The sequence below is a fragment of the Xenorhabdus mauleonii genome (genome assembly GCF_900113945.1).
Taxonomy (GTDB): Bacteria; Pseudomonadota; Gammaproteobacteria; order Enterobacterales; family Enterobacteriaceae; genus Xenorhabdus; species Xenorhabdus mauleonii.
In genome coordinates this window covers 92,681-109,569 of the sequence record NZ_FORG01000001.1, presented here as the reverse complement: position 1 = coordinate 109,569, position 16,889 = coordinate 92,681, and the positions used below count along the sequence as shown (strand labels likewise).

Genomic DNA, 16,889 nt, shown 5'->3' with positions numbered 1-16,889 from the left:
CCCTCTCAGCGGAACCGCCCCCCTCCTTCAATTTTTACGCACGGCAGTTTTTTTGAAAATAAAACAACAAGGAAAAAAATCATGGCAAGAGCGCCAAAACCGCCAACTTACCTTAATGATATTGCCGCCAGTCAGTGGAAGGCCAAAGGTAAAATTTTAAGTGAGCGGGAAGACCTGAACGCCGCTGATTGGAACAATTTAGAGCTGTATTGTGTGAACTATTCTATTTACCGAAAAGCCGTGGCAGACCTTGATATACGGGGCTTTAGTATTATAAACAGTCAGGGCAGCGAGAGCAGAAACCCGTCATTGAGTGCCAAAGCGGATGCCGAAAAAATCATGATAAAAATGTCGTCATTACTGGGTTTTGACCCCGTATCACGGCGTAAAAATCCGGTGGAAACTGAGGAAGAAGACGAGCTGGATCGCCTATGAACGCATGGGAACAGTACGCATTTGATATCGAAAATGGCAAAATTCCGGCCTGTAAACGGGTAAAACAGGCCGTGAAACGCTACTATAACGACCTGAATAACCCACTTTATGTGTTTGATTCTGAGGTTGTGGCGCGTTTTATTGCCTTTTCCCGTGTCTGTCCCCATGTCAAAGGCCACCTGCGCAGCAAACCCATCATGCTTGAGCCGTGGCAACAGTTCGCCTTTGCTAACCTGTTTGGTTTTAAGGTGAAGGCAACCGGACGCCGAAAATACCGCAGTGCTTACATTCAAGTGCCGCGCAAAAATGCCAAATCCACCGTTGCCGCAATACTGGTAAACTGGTTCTTGGTGATGGAACAAGGGCAGCAGGATATTTACACCGCCGCCGTGAGTCGGGATCAGGCGCGTATTGTGTTTGATGATGCCCGCCAGATGAGTTTGTTATCAAAACCCTTGAAAAAACGGGTGACTATTCAGCAACACAAAGTCACCTACCCAAAGAGTAATAGTCTGTTAAAACCGCTGGCTGCCAAAGCCGCCACCATTGAAGGGACAAACCCCAGTCTGGCAATTGTTGATGAATATCACTTACACCCTGATAACGCCGTGTACTCTGCCCTTGAGCTGGGAATGGGTGCCCGCCCTGAAGGTATCCTGTTTGCCATCACCACGGCGGGCAGTAACGTTATTTCGGCCTGTAAACAGCATTATGATTATTGCTGTCAGATACTGGATGGCGAAGAACAAAACGAATCCCTGTTTGCCTTGATTTACGAACTGGATGACGAAAAAGAGATTGATGATGAAACCCTTTGGATAAAAGCTAACCCTAATCTAAATGTGTCAGTAGACAGTGCCGCTTTGCATGACACTATCCAGAAAGCGCGGGGCATTCCCTCCCAATGGACGGAAATGCTAACCAAACGTTTTAATATCTGGTGTCAGGGTGAAACGCCGTGGATGGGCGTAGGGGCATGGAAAGCCTGCCAGCAAGATTATGATGAAAACGATCTCATAGGGCTGGAGTGTTACGCTGGGCTGGATTTATCTTCAACGGGCGATATCACCAGCATTTGTTACACGTTCCCCGTGGATAATGAACTGTTATTACTGACCCGTCATTACCTACCCGAAGCACAGTTACAGAACCCGGCCAATAAGAACCGGGCTATTTATCGCCAATGGGCGCAAGCAGGCTGGATACGCACCACCACAGGCGACTGCATTGATTATGACCGTATCCGTGATGATATTCTTAACGACAGCCAGCACTTTGATATCAAGCTGGTGGGTTTTGATACATGGAACGCCACGCACCTTAGAACACAATTACAAGGCGCGGGGCTGGATGTTGAGCCGTTCCCGCAAACCTATATGCGCTTTAGTCCGGTGGCGAAATCGGCTGAGGTGTTCGTGAATCGTAAAGTTATCCGTCACAACGGCGATCCGGTGCTCGCGTGGGCAATGTCTAATGTGGTGATGGAAACCGACGCGAACGCCAATATCAAACCGAATAAGAAGAAATCGGCGAACAAAATCGACCCTGCAATAGCGTTCCTAATGAGTTTTGGCACATGGCAGATTGAGCATGAACAGTTTGCGTTTAGCTTAAGTGAAGAGCAGAAACAACGATTAAATAACTTTGACGGAATTTAGCTAATTAATTGATTTTCATTAACTACCTGTCAGGACGGAGAACAATAAAATCAAGGTGTTAAAAGGTGAGGAATCTCACCTTTATTCCACCAAGTTTTATCAGTCATCAGATATATTTTATTAATTCTTCACGTGTCATTTTATGTCATCCTGCCACCAAAACATGCAACCTATCAAATATTAGTCACTCCGTACTCTCCAATATTGATGAACCCATTTTATTGATGTTCACAGGCGGAGAAGTATCCCACCGCCTTCATGTTATTTAGCAATGTGTATTGTTGATTAAATGAGGGAATTACTATGCAAGATAAGAAGCCTGATGCACCCGTTTCAGAAGATAGCAAACTTGCTATTGTTGCAACGCCAGAATATGTCAACGAAAAAATTGAAGAACATGCCAAGAGCCGAAACCACCCGAATGCAACACTGCAAGATAAGGGATTTGTTGTCCTGAGTAATGATGTCGGTAGTGGTAGCGAAACTATGGCAGCAACACCAAAGGCAGTAAAAACGGCATATGACCTAGCCAATGCCGCAAACAATAATGCCAGTGACCGAGTTCCAATTGGGCGTAAAGTTAATGGTTATACCCTGTCCACCGATATCACCCTGAAAGCAGAGGATATCGGAGCCTATACAAAAGCAGAAACCGATGCTCATATTGGCGAAGTTAACGCATTAGCAGCTACCGCAAATCAGAATGCAATCAATGCCAATACCAATGCCGAAAATAGGCTGTCTAAAGTTCAGAATGGGGCAGATATTCCTGATAAGTTGGCATTCGTGAATAATATCGGATTGGGAGATGCAGCTATTCAGCATCAAGTCCCAAATTTTGCTAGTGTGATGGTTACAGGTAGTGAATGGCGTAACTTTCTCATCCGTCATGATAGTGGATTAGATGTTAACTTTGGCTCACACGGTGACACAGGATATGTAGTTTTACAACCACTAAACCCAGAAACAGGAAAACGGGATACAGTTTCTAATTTTGTATTTGAAAAAGGTGTTGACGGTAATGTTTTGGCGTTGGGATATAACGGTAATGTCACCATTGGCCATGATGGTAATCTAAAACCGAGATCCCCTACTATTCAAATTTACTCGTCCGGTATTTTTACTACTAACGCTCAGTCAGAAGGCGCTATTGTTGAACGTTTATCAAAGGGTACTTATCTCATCAAAGAGGTTATGGGATTCAGTAATGATGGAACAATAGGAAGTATTGAAATCCCACGGTGTCAAAATGATCTCCCATTAATTTGGATTGATCACGAAGTTCTACCTAATGGCTCCATCAAATTAATGACATACCACCGCGAACATTCAGACGCGCCTATTTTCGCTAGAAATGTAAGGGAAGGTTATGCAGATGGTGATTTGATTGATATCCCCGAAGGCAGATTTGTTTCCGTTCGAGTGCAAATGTCTTCCGCTAAAGGTTAATAATCATAGGATTAATTTTCCTGTGGATTGTTGTCGCTGATTCCAAATTGGATCTTCCTGCATGGACACGGACGTCAAACAACAAAGTGTATTAGCCTACATCCTACATATAGTTAGTACCTCCGGTGAGCTTTGGTATTCCCTTTAGTGAACAGCAGCAGCGGCCTATAGCACTCAATGATATATAACACAAAAAATTAAGCTGTTTTACTAGATTACTTATTGAATTTGATAAACCAATTCATTAAAGTAGCCCCGCCATTGGCAAAATCCGATGGTAAGGTTTCGCAGCCTTGTAATGAACTATCCACTGGTAGGATGTCTCTACCAGTGCGTCTGCTATCACCCTTTCAATGGTGGTTCAGGCAGGGGAGGCTTCGGCCTCGCCGGTTGATAGTTCCCGGTACTGCGAACCCTGTTTGAATCACCACCATCAATTTTATTAATTAATGAAAGGGATAGCGGGAATGATTGGTATAAAACAAGATTGGCATCAAGCCGATATTATTGCAGCATTACGTAAACGTGGCACGACCTTAGCGGCTATTTCTCGTGAAGCAGGACTCAGTTCATCAACATTAGCGAATACACTTTCTCGTCCGTGGCCTAAAGGTGAATGGATTATCGCTAACTATCTCGAAATACATCCCTCTGAAATCTGGCCTAGCCGTTATTTTGATTCTCATACCGGAGAATTATTAGAACGGAAAGTTCGCGATAAATCAGCAAAATAATTATTCTAAAATCAAAAAAGACATCAGGGAAATAGTCACCTCATTTTGTTACTTGCAGTACGTTATTGGATTTGATGAGGTGCTACTATCAATTAGCCATTACCTCAACCCTTGTAGCCTCCGCCGTAATTCATCGTAATTTTGAATTGATACAAAAAATATTTTTATATCAATGATATAACTCAGCGAGTAAGATCGAAGTGTTGAATGTACTGAGCTAACTTTTATGGGAGGACATTAGAGCATAAAGGGATAACCCCAAAAGGGTAATAAAATAATGTGGGGGTACAACTGGGGGTATATTAACTTTTCAATGAAAATAATTTGTTTAATATTAAATGGTTATATATTTAATATTGCTCCCTCCTCTCGTCTACTTTTTCCAGTAAAATCAACAAATAATAACAACTCTAAGTCTCCTAATATCTCTTAACATCTCCTGAGAGCGACATGAAATTGTGTATAGTTTTTCCTATACACATCTTCCTATACACATGGGTGAAATGATGAAGCTAACAGACGTGGCAATTAAAAGAGCCAAGCCGGAAGCAAAGTCATATACGCTGTCTGATGGAAATGGACTTTGTTTATTAGTAGAGCCATTGGCGATTCCGTTATTGTTTTGAAGGCAAGCAGAAGATGATTTCCTTAGGGACTTATCCAGAGGTGCCTTTAGCTGAAGCCAGAAGAAAAACAGCAGAGCATCGATCAAAGGCTGCTGCTGGCATTAACCCTTCCGAAGATAGAAAAAGACAGAAACGAGAAAGTATTATCATGTCAGAAAATACTTTTGAGAAAATTACCCGTGAATGGTATGAAAAGCGCAAGAGTAGATGGTCAGTAGGTTATCGCATGGACATGATGAGTGCTTTGAAAATGGAGTATTTTCTTAACCCGTTTTATCTAAATTCTTATTTAGCCTAATTAGCTTATCCGACATATACATTACCCCTCTCTGATATCCATCATTCTATTTAACTTGAAACTAATCCAATAGCGGAAATAGTTCAGTAGTTCGACAATATCGAATACCTCCTATTAACGAAAGTCTTGTTTACTCTGGTAGAAGGCATTAGTTGAATGGAGAGCGAGAACAAGCCACCGTATTCTGAGGTGACGCTTGAAAAAGCCTACGGGATGTTATGAAAAACTATCACAAACTGGCTCAGTGTAGGCTGGGTATCTACGGCTAAAATGGTGGAATCCTCGGTCATGGGGTTCTGGATATTGGGTGAAGAAAGAATGAAATTCAACAACCGATACTTCACCCTTGGAGATTTTTCTGTTGCCGCGGGTCTGCTTTGGTTCTATTACAGTGAGTATCAGCAAAAAACCAAAGATTATGATGGCCTGAATAGTAAATACCAAACACAGGTCATCACAATTAAAGACCAGCACGAACGCACTTTCAGAAATAGATACCACCCGCTTACAGGAACTAACCAATGCCAAATCTAAAATCACTCAGCTTAGTGATGATTTGCGTACTCATGTTAAGAGGGTGTATGTCAAAGCCGAATGCCCAGTGACTGAAACCACTTCCCCCGCCAGCTTGGATGCATCAGGATCTACCCGACTGGAGAAAGACTCTGAACAAGATTATGTACGTATCTTCGGAGAACTTGAAACCCTCGAAGCCCAGTACCTTGAATTGAGTGTAGAGGAATCGTGCTTACGCAGAAAATTTTCATTTATCTTTTTAAAGTCCAACCGTTTTTGTGCCGATCATGCTTGCTTGCCCACCGACTCTAACACGACTAATCGTCTGCGCTTGTGTATCAATTGTCACCTGAATCAGGGAGGAACATCCCATAGCCCGCCCTTGCTCTAACAAGAAGTGAGTTTCGCCGGGCAGGACATGACTGACCAAATAGCACCCCAGAGCGCCGCTGGCACTGCCGGTGGCGGATTCTTCATCTATGCCGTACAGTGGCGCGAAATTTCGGCAGTGGGCTGTGATGGAAGCATGGCGGCTCAGTTCAAATACGTGGAAACCGATAGTATCGAATTCGCGGCTCAGGTTTGCAATCGCTTCATAATCAGGTCGCAAGGTGTCTAACTGACCGGGTTGCACTGGAATAAGGATGTCCGGCAATCCTGTTGAGACTACCTCGATGGGAAAACCGGTTCCTTCAATAACCTCGCGGTGTACCCCGAGAGCAGCTGCGATATCTTCGACAGCAGGCCCTTGCCGTCTGATAGGCAGAGCCTGCCCCATGACGACACTGTGGGGGCTGACAGCCACACTCAGAATACCGGCTTTGGTTTTTTGCTTGTAATCACCCGGCGCAAGCAGATCGAGTGAAGCCAAGGTGAAAAAAACGGCTAATGTCGCGTGCCCGCAAAAATCTACTTCACTTTCAGGCGTAAAAAAATCCACCTTGAAATCTGTGTCCTCGCCGGCATAGACAAATGCGGTCTCGGAAAAACCCACCTGCCGCGCGATAGCTATTTTTTGCGCGACGCTCAGGTCGGGCGGGTTGAGTACGACCCCTGCGGGGTTGCCGCCAGAATTATTTCGGGTAAATGAGTTTACAAGGTGTACCTTGATGTCGTGCTCAACCGAGCGTGTTGCCTCATTTTGCATCTGTTGCTCCAGCGTTATGACCAGATTCGATCTAAGTCCTATGTGTAAAACTTGATCACATGTTGATAGTTCAGGATGTCTTCATTGTGGGAGGGGACTAGCTGGTTCAGCAGGCGTTCGGTCGTTTCTTGTGCTGCCTTGAGCTATATAAACATATTGTGGGTAAGGGGGGCATCTCAATGCAATGGCCTGCTGAATTCTTTCACTAATCATCAATCCCTTTCTTTTAACTACAGAAATCCTTTCTACCATCTTTTGTGGAAGAAAGCTTGTAAAAAAATAACCCCTCTGGCCGGTTCAAAACCGACCTGTAACAACTGAATTAAAGTGCCCCATTTTATGGGGTTACCCACTTAAATCATTTCCTACCGGAGACATATCGAAAACAGTTAGAAAATTCTAGTCAGGTCTCAGTTAATGTGGGAGTGGGCAGTGGCAGTGATTTGTTTTTAGGAGCTTTAGTATGCTCCTCTGGAGAGAAATAAATGCCATCTTTTATAAAGATGGGTTTTTATTTTTTGGTACTACCTGAAATTAAAATGACGTAATAATCTGATTTTATTTAAGGATAGAAGTTAATCACAATTTCATTGATGGGCTTTTATTCACACTGGTATAGATAAATAATTCTGTTATATCCTGTTTCATTGAGCATTTATCGAAAGTGCTGTTACAGGAGACAAGAATGTCATATATCATTTACTTGTCATTAAAGGGCAAGAAACAGGGTTTAATTTCAGCAGGCTGTTCAACACCTGAATCGATTGGTAATCGTTATCAAAAAGGACGAGAAGATCAAATACAGGTATTGAGCCTCAACCATACGATGAGCCGTGACCAGAACGTAAATCATCAGCCTGTCAGCTTTGTGAAGCCCATTGATAAATCCTCTCCCCTGCTAGCGATGGCAATCGACGGAAACGAATTGCTGGATGCCAGTTTTATGCATTACCGGACAAGCACGATGGGTCAACTTGAATTTTTTTATGAAATCAAGCTGGCAAGTGCCACTATTGTGGATATTTCCTATAATTATCCGCATTCAATCAATGACAACGGTGCGATCCCGCATGAAGTTGTTATGCTTGATTACAAGTCTATTTCATGCAATCACATTGCCGCAGGTACCTCGGGTTACAGCATTTCACAATTAGCAGGGCGTGAAGAGGCAAAACCGCTTTTATCCGGGTTCTCGAATATCAAACCATTGGTTAATGAAGAACCGGTGAAAGACTCACGACACCACGTACGTTATCGTTGTATTGATGACGAGGGAAATCTTTTAATTGAGCGTAAATATCGGGTTTGCCTGCCGGATGGGCAGATAAAAACAGGGATGACAGATAAGCAGGGTTTTACCCAATGGCATATCACCGACGATAAAACGAACCTTAATTTTCATATATTAATGGATTAATACCAATGCCAACATATGCCGTTCAGACCAAAATAGAATCGAATGTTCCTGCTGAAAATTTGCTTTACGATTTAGCCATTTATCGTCAGGATGCAAAAGGAAATTTCCATATATTACTCGATGTTTTTCAGGAGAAATTGCAGAGTAATTATGAAACTCAACAGCATGTTACACAGGAAACAGACGATGAACTTTCTGTGATTTATATCATGCATATTATGCTATACCGCAAACATGACTCAAATATATTTCCGGCACTGCAAGCCCCATTTAAGAAAATGCATACCCTCGGTGAATTAGCTTCCGGTAAAGCTTGCTCGGATAAAAAACGAGAAAATGCCTGTTATTTTGAAAGTACGATTGAAACAAAACCTGTCAGCGACGGAGATAATACCGTCGAATTAAAAATCACCATTCCTGAGCGACCTTTTATTGCGAAAGAATATCCCATTGGCCACCCTGACGATCCATTTGAAAAAAGTAAAATTGAATCACAAATTCAAGGTAGAGTATCGAAAAGAACGTATCCAAGACAAGGGTGGGCTAGTTTGTGCGGCCCGGCTGCATTTTTTTATTGCTTGCAGATGGACAGACCCGATATTTATGAGCAAGCCGCCCGTGAATTATGGCAATATGGTAAGACTAAAATAGGGCAGTTAGAAATTAAACCAGGTGACGGTTGCCGACATCCAAAAGGTTCGTTTTATGATCTAAGGTATAATCCTCAGAGAGAAAAAATATCTGGCCTAGACTGGGTAACATTAGCTAGCTTAAGAGATTCAGAAAATATGATTTTTAGCTATGATGAGGTCGAATATCAGACATCAGGAATTACAGCGTGGTGGTCACTATCAGATTGGTTTGAAAAAGCAGGATATGAAAAAGTATTTAGCAATGTTGGGTTATCTAGTTGCAACATAAAAGATTTGATAACTCTTAATGATTATTATAGTAATGGATATCATGTTGTTACATTAATTTCAGCAGGAATGTTATATGAATATGGTGATAAAGAAACTTCAGGTAAAAACCACTGGGTCGTTTGGAATGGAACAGTAAAAAATTATCAAAACGAGGAAATAAAAGAAGACTTTGATTTAAATCAACATGTAGACTTGAATTTATTTTCGTGGGGGTTTGTCAAAAATCAAGTAAAACCAGGTAAAACATTAGATTATTTTTTAGGGAAAACATTCGGAGGATTGGTTTTGAAACCACTAAAATAAAATGAAAAAATATTTAATTTTCTTATTCTTTTTTCTGTCTGGATGTAGTAGTCCATCATCCAATATTTCACCTAAATCAAATTATTTGCCTGATGCATTTTTAAATAAATCATACAAAACATCAATCCTTATGAGGGATATGAGTATTATGAAAGAGTCAGTACATATAGACATTATCCCTAATAATTCTGGGCTGCAATGGAATCCACATAGAACCATAGTACAAAGAGGAAAGGAAAATGAAATACGAGAAAATTACAATAATATTGTAATTAATGGAATTCCTATAATTCCCGGGGAAATAAAAATAATATTGTATGGTTCAACCCGTGGGACAATGTTTACGAAAGTAAGGGAGTTTAATAAAATCTACACAATAAAAGTAAAAGAATAATAAATTTAGAGGGTGGCGATTTATATCGCCACCCTCTAAATTTATAATAAAAATATTTCTTCTTATATTTTGTATGAGCACTTAGTACAATTAAGTGAATTTTTTATTATTTCTCATGAAGTTAAAAATAATAATCATTATAAAATTAAATCTTGTACATATAAACAAAATGAAAAAACTACTCGAACTACGCCAACAAAAACCCGATTTAATCCAAAAAATGCAAATTGTTAATTAAAGCCGAAAACGAAAAACACCCACTTACCAGCATTTAAGTCAAACAGCCCGCTCCTTGAGGATTGAAACTACCTATCATGAGCCAGTAATACGCCGAACTTGCACGAAGAAAACTATACGTAGCAACGAATATGATGGGAGTCTCTCGTGGCACATAGAGATCAACGCAAGGCATGTAGTGAGACTGCCATACTCCAAATGAAATAAGCCAGTATCAAGCTATTCTACCTTTGCGATAATCCTAAAACTAAGCAAGAAATCGTCGATTTGGGTGATGGAATATTTTGGCTGGCTGAGTTCTTTAGGCTAGCAACTTGCCTCATTTGAGAGTATCACTGTAGATGCTTGTGGTTTTGGATAAAGAGGTGAGTTATGGAGCGATTTGATATTGATGAAAATGAGGGATTTGAAAATCTTCCTACTGAGAATATGATTCATTTAACCTATCATAATCAAGGAGGGTTTTATTACTTTGTGGTGGATACAGATCGAGATATAAGCCTCCCTAGAAATCGTTTACTTTCAGGAGGGCCTCGCCGTCCATTTGAGAAATTAAGTGCTCAAAACCCATTGAACCCGGCTGTAGAAAATCACCGAAGATTGTTTATTGTTGGGGTAGGAATGAGCGCACAAATAACCCCAAATCAAGGAAGTCTAATTGTTGGCGGTAATGTGGGAATTATTAGTATAGGAACACTGAATACATATATACAACAATTGATAGTTCAAATAGGTCCTATTGATAGCATTCGACTTATAGGTAATTATTCATCTCCTGTTCATGATAGGTTTGTACAGAATTTGGCAAACTCAACAGGGATGAGAGTATATGCATCAAGAGGTAGATTTGAATTTAGAAATATTGCATCACCGCCTGTTAATAATACTCTTCCTCAAAATTTATGGTTCATTGCACATCGTGGAACCTTAGATGTTAATAGATTTTTCTTTTGCGATCCTAATAACCCTTAGGCGATTTTCATAGTGTGTTTTTTATTAACTAAAATTCATTTCAATAGATTTAATGGCCTCGCCATTCAAATGACGAGGCTTTTTTTAGTGTATATCTAACATGTTTGCTCCAATGGCACTTTTTATTAATCTCTTAACTACTGATGTTATTTTTTATTATTACACTGTGAAGTGATGAAAATAGGCTAAATTACCTCAATCATCTGCTGGTTTTTGAATTATCATTATCAATAATATCTCATTATACTAAAATGGATTGGTGAATAATTTATATGATGTAGTAATTATCAATAAGTCAATCCATTAGCGGTGGCGAAGTAATTAATAAAATATTTTTTGAATAATTTCATCAAAAGGAGAATAATATGAAGATCATGTTTGGTTCTATCATGTTTTTTCTGTTTTTATTCATGAAACCGGTTTTTGCTGAAACAGCATATAATATTGAGTTTGTAAACTCTTCGAATAAACATATTTATATAGATAAAGACTATGATTATTGCATGAATGACGCGGGTGATGCACATATCATTGTCCCTAAGAATGAGGGTAGAAAAACAGTTTTAAAGGATAGTGATAGTTTTGCAAATTGTAGGGCTTCCAGTAGATATGTGAATTGGACTGTCCGTTACCCACAGGGTGAGGATATAGTAAGTTGTGGATTAACTTTTAAAGTTGATGGCATCTTTGATGGCTTAATCGGAGCACCGCTTAAATGGCTTATAGGCGTGGGCGGATGCAATGAATTGGTAAATGATGCGACTTGCGGTGAAGTAGGATGCCATAATAAACTTATCGATTACTATTCGATGAAAGATAAAAATATGAAGATAATATTTAAATAATCAATATTAATAAAAACGCGAGTCAAAGCACAGTTAATTGAAAAATCAAAAGGGGGATAGTTATCCCCTTTTGATTTATTGATATTCTAGAAAGTTAAATCTGAAAAACTTGGCTAAACGTACTCTCAAGCCTAATTTTCTCTGTAAAAATATACGGCAGTATTTATGGCAATTTAATATTATTGATGGTATTTGGTATAACAAAACCTTCTCTTCAAGGCTAAATATTTCATACCGCCATTTCTGGTAAAATGCGATAAATAAGCTGACAATAAAGTGATTATCATGTAGGCTAAAACTCCAATAATATTAATGAATAAAAGGAGTTTGGTTTATGGGAATGGCTTTGGTTCTTTATGCCGTTATGGCAGTAGGTGCAACGTTAGGAACAATCATTTCACTTATTGGTTTAATAGCCACATTTCGGAAATGTGAGAAAAATGATAGCTCACTTAATTGGCTAATTATCATATTGTTAGGTGGAATATTCGCTGTCTCATTCTATTTTGTCTGCACTCTTTTGCCTGAGATACCAACTATCATCGAATTATTTAAAAGAGGTCATGCTTAATCTCTTTTGATAGTCAATCCTCTTCTGAGGAACTATCTTTACACTTCGTCTTTCAAGCTGCCCTTTGTTGTCTGCGCTCGATCACCCCGGTCACCGTTTTTATAAACATACGGTTATCTATGCTTCCGGGGATTATGAGAGGTTCCTGCCTCTCGCCGGAGGCCAGCTTTTGGCTGTTCAAATTCGTTCCCGACGAATTTGTCATTCCCTTGCCACCGTGATGTAACTTGCAATCCATTGTGTAGATATGGAGTGGTGCGTGAAGGCGTATTAATAGAAAGAATGGTCATTGGAGGACAATGTAGTCCTCCATCTGCACGGTTAATTACTTGGCTGGCCCGGGAAATGAATCGACATATTTTATAGTAAAATCCGGGAATGAGTTGACGAACTGGATTTTGTAATCAGGTGATGCTGCAACCATTCGCCATTTGCCCGGCGAATTAGCAAAACTGGTAACAAGTTTGACTTTCAGATCGGGTAATGAGTTAACAATCTTCACTTTATAATCTGCGCCAGAATTTACCACTTTAATGTTCCCATAAATCTTGGAAACATCGACTTTGGTTTTAGCGTAAGCCCCAAACGAAAGTAGTGTGGCAACTAACAAAATGACTAATTTTTTCATGTGAACTCTTGTCCATTACAGGTGATTCAAATAATGGAAATCTAATCATACGCCGGATGACACGATTTTGATAACGGAGAGTGATCAAATGATCACGGATAACGATTTTTGGCATTCCAGTGGCATTGCATTGGTAGTTAATCTATTGATAATAATCGTTTTTATGATGACTATCATTGATATGCAGATAGTTTGAGTGGATATGAAGATAGTTAAAATGGAAGCGGCTGGCATCAGTGACATACGGCCGGAATATACCTGAGAAATTATCCATGCTCTTACTGACAATCCCTCAGGCCTGAAATCTGCTTCCTTTATTTTCTTAATCTAACGTTGTTTTAATCCAAGGGACACACTCGAATAATATGACCATCAGGATCTTTCACAAGAAAGGTCTGACCAAAAACGTCCGTGTAAATTTCTTGTTCAATGTTAATATCCGGATGTTTTTTCCAATCTTCAAAAAGCTGCTCAACATTGTTGCTGGCGGGCAACATGATGCCAATTTCTGAAAAACGCTGGGTAGCACTGTCTGGTTTTGTTCCGCCACTCCAAAGCGCGAAAATCGCCTCGTTATCCGCAGAAAATGCCACATATCTCGGGCTGGAAAAAATCGGTTCTGCATTGAAAATGGTTTTATAAAAGCGAGTGGAACGCTCGATATCGGAAACATAAACTAACTGAAGATTAGGCTTTACAGCAATGGATTCTATTATCTCGGTTTTTTCGACCACGGCTTTCAGTCTCGAGAGATTATCAACCAAGTCTAGCGTAACCTGTGTAAAAAAACGCTCGGATTGAATATCAGGAATGCCAGCATTAGGTTCAAAAGAAACGGCTACTTGAACACGATTTGCCATATGGTTTTCATCAGTCAAAATCTGATGGCAAAAAGTTAATATTCCCATATGAGGCAGATTCACCTGATCAGTAAACTCTTTATCCACTTCGACCTTCACAAGATAGAAACGGATTTCAGGCATGCCATTCAATATCATCCTGCCATATTGCCCGGTCTTAATTTCTCCTTCGAATTGAAAGGACTCTAAACCAAGTTCCCATTTTTTTCTCAGTTCAAAATCAACATAGTGAGCCCAGATTCGAGAGGGTTTTGCATTTAGCGATGTTGAAAAAGTTAGAGTTAACATGAACACCTCCAAGGTCAAACACTGACGCAAAAATATTTAGAGTCCGCAGGATAGCAATGAGCTGTGACAGTTTCTGTCAGCAGTGTTTTCACCATATGGATTTCATATAAATTCAGAACACCAATTGAGTGAGGAATAAAGGTTAATTAGGTATTTTTTCCTTTTCCCGCCATTCCTTAAGTAAGGATTGTCTTGATCGGGGATAACAACAATTTTCTACGGTTAAATGGGCAATTCTGTCTGATCTGAAATGGCGGAGTTCTGTCCGTAATTCACACCAACCAATGACAATACTGATATTTTCAAAATAACCCAATGCAAATGGCCATATCGTCCTTTCTGATTGATTACCCTTCAGATCCCTATACATGATGGTGATTTTATGTCTGTGGCGAATTGCTTGTCTTATTTGTTGAATATCAACAGTGGGCTGCGTTTCCACAGAAGCAGGGCCAACCAATAATGAGTTGTTTTCCAACGTTTGTTTTAATTCTATCGGGATCACGGCTGCAATTTTGTTGAGCGCGCTATTTGCAGCAGCTTTTAGCTGTGAGTCTGTACGCTTGGCGACCCAGCGAGCGCCTAATGCCAAGGCTTCTATTTCACTTTGTGTCAACATCAATGGCGGCAAAACAAATCCCGGCCGTAAAACATAACCTATACCGGCTTCTCCCTCAATGATGGCTCCTTGAGCCTGTAAGGTTGCGATATCCCGATAAAGCGTCCTCAAACTAATATTTAATTTCTGAGCCAGAACCTTACCTTGTACCGGAAAGTGGTAACTACGTAAAATTTCCATAAGAGATAACAAACGCTGTGCTCTGGACAATTCAATATTCCTTCAAGCTAATTGGCTTATTCTGATCATATTATGATACCGCCTGCTTTTTTATGAAACCTTCGATGTAGGAAAACGATTTGATTTCCTCATTGCACGTTTATGAGTGGGTTGATGATCTTTTATATAATAAATATCTAATTAACTATATTCAGTGAGTTATATTTTTAAAATTATCACGTATTATCCTAATCACATTTCGTAATGTGATAATAAATAATAAAGTGGTGAAATATGTACTGCCGTGATGAATCAGGTGTTTTACTTTTAGATGAAAAAGATAAACTAGGTTATTATAGCCAGCAGAAGGTTTTTATTGAGAAAAAGATCACCGCTCTTGATGTTTATAATAAAATGACAAATAACACTCCACTATGGTTACGTTTGTCTTTTGCGATAAGAGATAAAATTTCAAGCCTGGCAGGTGTGGAAAAAATACATGGTTTCTCTGATAAAAATTCAGATGAAAAATATCACGTTGGAAGTTATATTGATTTTTTTAATATTATACATATCAGTGACAATGAAATGTGTTTATTGTCGAAAGATATACATTTATCGGTAATGATATCTGTGAATATTTTCCTTGATGATAATCACACAATCGGTTGTGTCGCTGCTGTAACAGCATCAGTTATAACTCATAATTTTTTTGGAAAAGTATATATGATACCGGTATTTCTTACTCATGCTGGTATTGTGAAGACGATGTTATCTAAAATTGGGCATGTACATTAACTTGAAAGACAACAGGTATATATTAAATTATAATCCCATGACATGAATATACTCGGTTGAAATAAGGGTTTTTATTCAATAAAATTTTTGGTTGTTTGGCCGTAAGATAAAATCACCTTGAATTTTAAAAAATGAGGTATTTATGTCTGAAATTAATAAGCCAGAAATTGCAGATGAAAAGAATAAAGTCCCTGAACATGAATGCCAATTTGATCCAGATGATTATCAGGAAGTGAAAATTATTGCCCCGGTAGGTTCTTTCTCATGGGCACTGATTCAGTTGAAATTGGGAAATAATGTTTCTCGAAGTAGCTGGTCTAAAAAAGAACAATTGAAATTTGTTCCCCGCAAAAAAATTGATGAAGGTGATGGCGATTATTTAGCCCACATTGATAAACGCAATATTTATGGTAATTGGGAGCCTTGGCAACCGACCCAAGAAGATTTAATGGCGTGTGATTGGGAATTGTTCAAGCCAAAATCGGAAGATTGTATGATGTCCTTTGAACTTGAATTAGGAACAGGCTCGTTCAATCATGGGCATGATTGGGGATATATCGGTAAAGGTGGAGAATGGCTAAGTGGAAGCCAATCTACTTTTGGTACTTTAACACCGATTTCAAATAAGACTGTGATTAAGCAAGTTCACGCATTCTATTGGAGTACGTATGATCGTTTTTATCTGATAGTGTCATCAAATAAGGATGACAATAGTAAGTTATTAGAGTTAATTACGCAAAATCTCTCAGTAACAGTCGATGATGTAACTTATTTTATTGGCTTTGAACCACCGTTAAGCGATCAACATAATATATACACCATTTCATATGGTGCTAATGATGTGCGGAATTTGGGTGAAGTATTAAAGAAAACAAATGAGAAAAAGACTTTCTGTCTTAATTGGCGTAAGAGATAAATTGCCAAATATTATTTTGTTAATTAAAGGCCACGCTTTAGTGTGGCCATTCGAAAAATTAGGTTTCCTCTCTATTTTACCCTCTTAAAATTATAT

The 16,889-nt window shown here is 39.4% G+C and carries 19 protein-coding genes and 1 pseudogene; 16 read left to right on the top strand and 4 right to left on the bottom strand.

Annotation, left to right across the window (positions count from 1 at the left end):
• The first annotated feature begins 81 nt into the window (after positions 1-81).
• The 8 genes and pseudogenes from BM100_RS00475 to BM100_RS23995 all read left to right on the top strand — a co-directional run bounded on the left by BM100_RS00475 (position 82) and on the right by BM100_RS23995 (position 5,931).
• Positions 82-435 (top strand): phage terminase small subunit P27 family, encoded by a 354-nt coding sequence (locus BM100_RS00475; protein WP_092507086.1) that lies wholly within the window; start codon positions 82-84, stop codon positions 433-435.
• Positions 432-2,093, top strand: coding sequence for a terminase large subunit (locus tag BM100_RS00470; protein WP_092507085.1), 1,662 nt, complete (start codon positions 432-434; stop codon positions 2,091-2,093). The genes BM100_RS00475 and BM100_RS00470 overlap by 4 nt, the downstream gene beginning before the upstream one ends.
• A gap of 303 nt (positions 2,094-2,396) precedes the next feature.
• Entirely contained in the window at positions 2,397-3,542 is a 1,146-nt protein-coding gene (locus tag BM100_RS23480; RefSeq protein ID WP_339355276.1) for a phage tail fiber protein, read from the top strand.
• A gap of 467 nt (positions 3,543-4,009) precedes the next feature.
• Complete coding sequence (locus BM100_RS00455; RefSeq protein WP_092507084.1) at positions 4,010-4,276, top strand: helix-turn-helix domain-containing protein; 267 nt, start codon at positions 4,010-4,012, stop codon at positions 4,274-4,276.
• A gap of 639 nt (positions 4,277-4,915) precedes the next feature.
• Positions 4,916-5,200, top strand: coding sequence for an integrase arm-type DNA-binding domain-containing protein (locus tag BM100_RS23475; RefSeq protein WP_244590611.1), 285 nt, complete (start codon positions 4,916-4,918; stop codon positions 5,198-5,200).
• Between the two features lie 270 nt (positions 5,201-5,470).
• A complete protein-coding gene (locus tag BM100_RS00445; RefSeq protein ID WP_139216911.1) occupies positions 5,471-5,734 on the top strand; it encodes a hypothetical protein in 264 nt (87 codons plus the stop codon).
• Positions 5,631-5,858 (top strand): annotated as a pseudogene (locus BM100_RS24000) (lysis system i-spanin subunit Rz); the annotation flags it as partial. The gene BM100_RS00445 and the pseudogene BM100_RS24000, both read left to right, overlap by 104 nt.
• Complete coding sequence (locus BM100_RS23995; RefSeq protein ID WP_420855313.1) at positions 5,806-5,931, top strand: Rz1 family lipoprotein; 126 nt, start codon at positions 5,806-5,808, stop codon at positions 5,929-5,931. The pseudogene BM100_RS24000 and the gene BM100_RS23995, both read left to right, overlap by 53 nt.
• A 44-nt stretch (positions 5,932-5,975) precedes the next feature.
• Here BM100_RS23995 and BM100_RS00435 read toward each other — a convergent pair whose 3' ends face one another.
• Positions 5,976-6,863, bottom strand: coding sequence for a PhzF family phenazine biosynthesis protein (locus tag BM100_RS00435; RefSeq protein ID WP_092507081.1), 888 nt, complete (start codon positions 6,861-6,863; stop codon positions 5,976-5,978).
• Positions 6,864-7,548: 685 nt separating this feature from the next.
• On the opposite strand from BM100_RS00435, the gene BM100_RS00430 reads away from it, so the two are divergent.
• From BM100_RS00430 to BM100_RS00405, 6 genes are all read left to right on the top strand, one after another.
• On the top strand, positions 7,549-8,280 hold the full coding sequence (locus tag BM100_RS00430) for an Hcp family type VI secretion system effector (protein ID WP_244590612.1): 732 nt from the start codon (positions 7,549-7,551) through the stop codon (positions 8,278-8,280).
• A gap of 5 nt (positions 8,281-8,285) precedes the next feature.
• Positions 8,286-9,506, top strand: coding sequence for a hypothetical protein (locus BM100_RS00425; RefSeq protein ID WP_092507080.1), 1,221 nt, complete (start codon positions 8,286-8,288; stop codon positions 9,504-9,506).
• 148 nt (positions 9,507-9,654) lie between these two features.
• Positions 9,655-9,900 (top strand): hypothetical protein, encoded by a 246-nt coding sequence (locus tag BM100_RS22415; protein ID WP_099139521.1) that lies wholly within the window; start codon positions 9,655-9,657, stop codon positions 9,898-9,900.
• A gap of 609 nt (positions 9,901-10,509) precedes the next feature.
• Positions 10,510-11,109: a hypothetical protein gene (locus BM100_RS00415; protein ID WP_092507078.1), complete on the top strand. Its 600-nt coding sequence runs from the start codon at positions 10,510-10,512 to the stop codon at positions 11,107-11,109.
• Positions 11,110-11,474: 365 nt separating this feature from the next.
• The gene (locus tag BM100_RS00410) at positions 11,475-11,954 is read left to right on the top strand and encodes a hypothetical protein (RefSeq protein ID WP_092507077.1); all 480 of its coding nucleotides are present in this window, start codon (positions 11,475-11,477) and stop codon (positions 11,952-11,954) included.
• A gap of 334 nt (positions 11,955-12,288) precedes the next feature.
• Positions 12,289-12,525, top strand: a complete 237-nt coding sequence (locus BM100_RS00405) for a hypothetical protein (protein ID WP_092507076.1) — start codon at positions 12,289-12,291, stop codon at positions 12,523-12,525.
• Positions 12,526-12,850: 325 nt separating this feature from the next.
• Here the strand turns inward: BM100_RS00405 and BM100_RS00400 are convergent, their stop codons facing one another.
• The 3 genes from BM100_RS00400 to BM100_RS00390 form a co-directional block, all read right to left on the bottom strand.
• A complete protein-coding gene (locus BM100_RS00400) occupies positions 12,851-13,153 on the bottom strand; it encodes a 7(1) septoil knot domain-containing protein (protein WP_092507075.1) in 303 nt (100 codons plus the stop codon).
• A gap of 338 nt (positions 13,154-13,491) precedes the next feature.
• Entirely contained in the window at positions 13,492-14,301 is an 810-nt protein-coding gene (locus tag BM100_RS23470; protein ID WP_244590613.1) for a VOC family protein, read from the bottom strand.
• Positions 14,302-14,443: 142 nt separating this feature from the next.
• Positions 14,444-15,130 carry a helix-turn-helix transcriptional regulator gene (locus BM100_RS00390; protein WP_092507074.1) on the bottom strand — a complete coding sequence of 229 codons (687 nt, stop codon included), beginning with the start codon at positions 15,128-15,130 and terminating at the stop codon, positions 14,444-14,446.
• 243 nt (positions 15,131-15,373) lie between these two features.
• On the opposite strand from BM100_RS00390, the gene BM100_RS00385 reads away from it, so the two are divergent.
• Both BM100_RS00385 and BM100_RS00380 read left to right on the top strand, forming a co-directional pair.
• Positions 15,374-15,877: a DUF2867 domain-containing protein gene (locus BM100_RS00385; RefSeq protein ID WP_092507073.1), complete on the top strand. Its 504-nt coding sequence runs from the start codon at positions 15,374-15,376 to the stop codon at positions 15,875-15,877.
• A 142-nt stretch (positions 15,878-16,019) separates the two neighbouring features.
• Positions 16,020-16,793 (top strand): DUF2829 domain-containing protein, encoded by a 774-nt coding sequence (locus BM100_RS00380; RefSeq protein ID WP_092507072.1) that lies wholly within the window; start codon positions 16,020-16,022, stop codon positions 16,791-16,793.
• Positions 16,794-16,889 lie beyond the last annotated feature (96 nt).

Bases quoted from the DNA above. Each gene is read 5' to 3' on its own strand.
- BM100_RS00435 (WP_092507081.1), bottom strand. From the start codon at position 6,863: ATGCAAAATGAGGCAACACGCTCGGTTGAGCACGACATCAAGGTACAC.
- BM100_RS00425 (WP_092507080.1), top strand. From the start codon at position 8,286: ATGCCAACATATGCCGTTCAGACCAAAATAGAATCGAATGTTCCTGCT.
- BM100_RS00475 (WP_092507086.1), top strand. From the start codon at position 82: ATGGCAAGAGCGCCAAAACCGCCAACTTACCTTAATGATATTGCCGCC.
- BM100_RS00415 (WP_092507078.1), top strand. From the start codon at position 10,510: ATGGAGCGATTTGATATTGATGAAAATGAGGGATTTGAAAATCTTCCT.
- BM100_RS00470 (WP_092507085.1), top strand. From the start codon at position 432: ATGAACGCATGGGAACAGTACGCATTTGATATCGAAAATGGCAAAATT.
- BM100_RS00385 (WP_092507073.1), top strand. From the start codon at position 15,374: ATGTACTGCCGTGATGAATCAGGTGTTTTACTTTTAGATGAAAAAGAT.
- BM100_RS23480 (WP_339355276.1), top strand. From the start codon at position 2,397: ATGCAAGATAAGAAGCCTGATGCACCCGTTTCAGAAGATAGCAAACTT.
- BM100_RS23475 (WP_244590611.1), top strand. From the start codon at position 4,916: ATGATTTCCTTAGGGACTTATCCAGAGGTGCCTTTAGCTGAAGCCAGA.
- BM100_RS23470 (WP_244590613.1), bottom strand. From the start codon at position 14,301: ATGTTAACTCTAACTTTTTCAACATCGCTAAATGCAAAACCCTCTCGA.
- BM100_RS22415 (WP_099139521.1), top strand. From the start codon at position 9,655: ATGAAAGAGTCAGTACATATAGACATTATCCCTAATAATTCTGGGCTG.
- BM100_RS00410 (WP_092507077.1), top strand. From the start codon at position 11,475: ATGAAGATCATGTTTGGTTCTATCATGTTTTTTCTGTTTTTATTCATG.
- BM100_RS00430 (WP_244590612.1), top strand. From the start codon at position 7,549: ATGTCATATATCATTTACTTGTCATTAAAGGGCAAGAAACAGGGTTTA.
- BM100_RS00405 (WP_092507076.1), top strand. From the start codon at position 12,289: ATGGGAATGGCTTTGGTTCTTTATGCCGTTATGGCAGTAGGTGCAACG.
- BM100_RS00380 (WP_092507072.1), top strand. From the start codon at position 16,020: ATGTCTGAAATTAATAAGCCAGAAATTGCAGATGAAAAGAATAAAGTC.
- BM100_RS00455 (WP_092507084.1), top strand. From the start codon at position 4,010: ATGATTGGTATAAAACAAGATTGGCATCAAGCCGATATTATTGCAGCA.
- BM100_RS00400 (WP_092507075.1), bottom strand. From the start codon at position 13,153: ATGAAAAAATTAGTCATTTTGTTAGTTGCCACACTACTTTCGTTTGGG.
- BM100_RS00445 (WP_139216911.1), top strand. From the start codon at position 5,471: ATGGTGGAATCCTCGGTCATGGGGTTCTGGATATTGGGTGAAGAAAGA.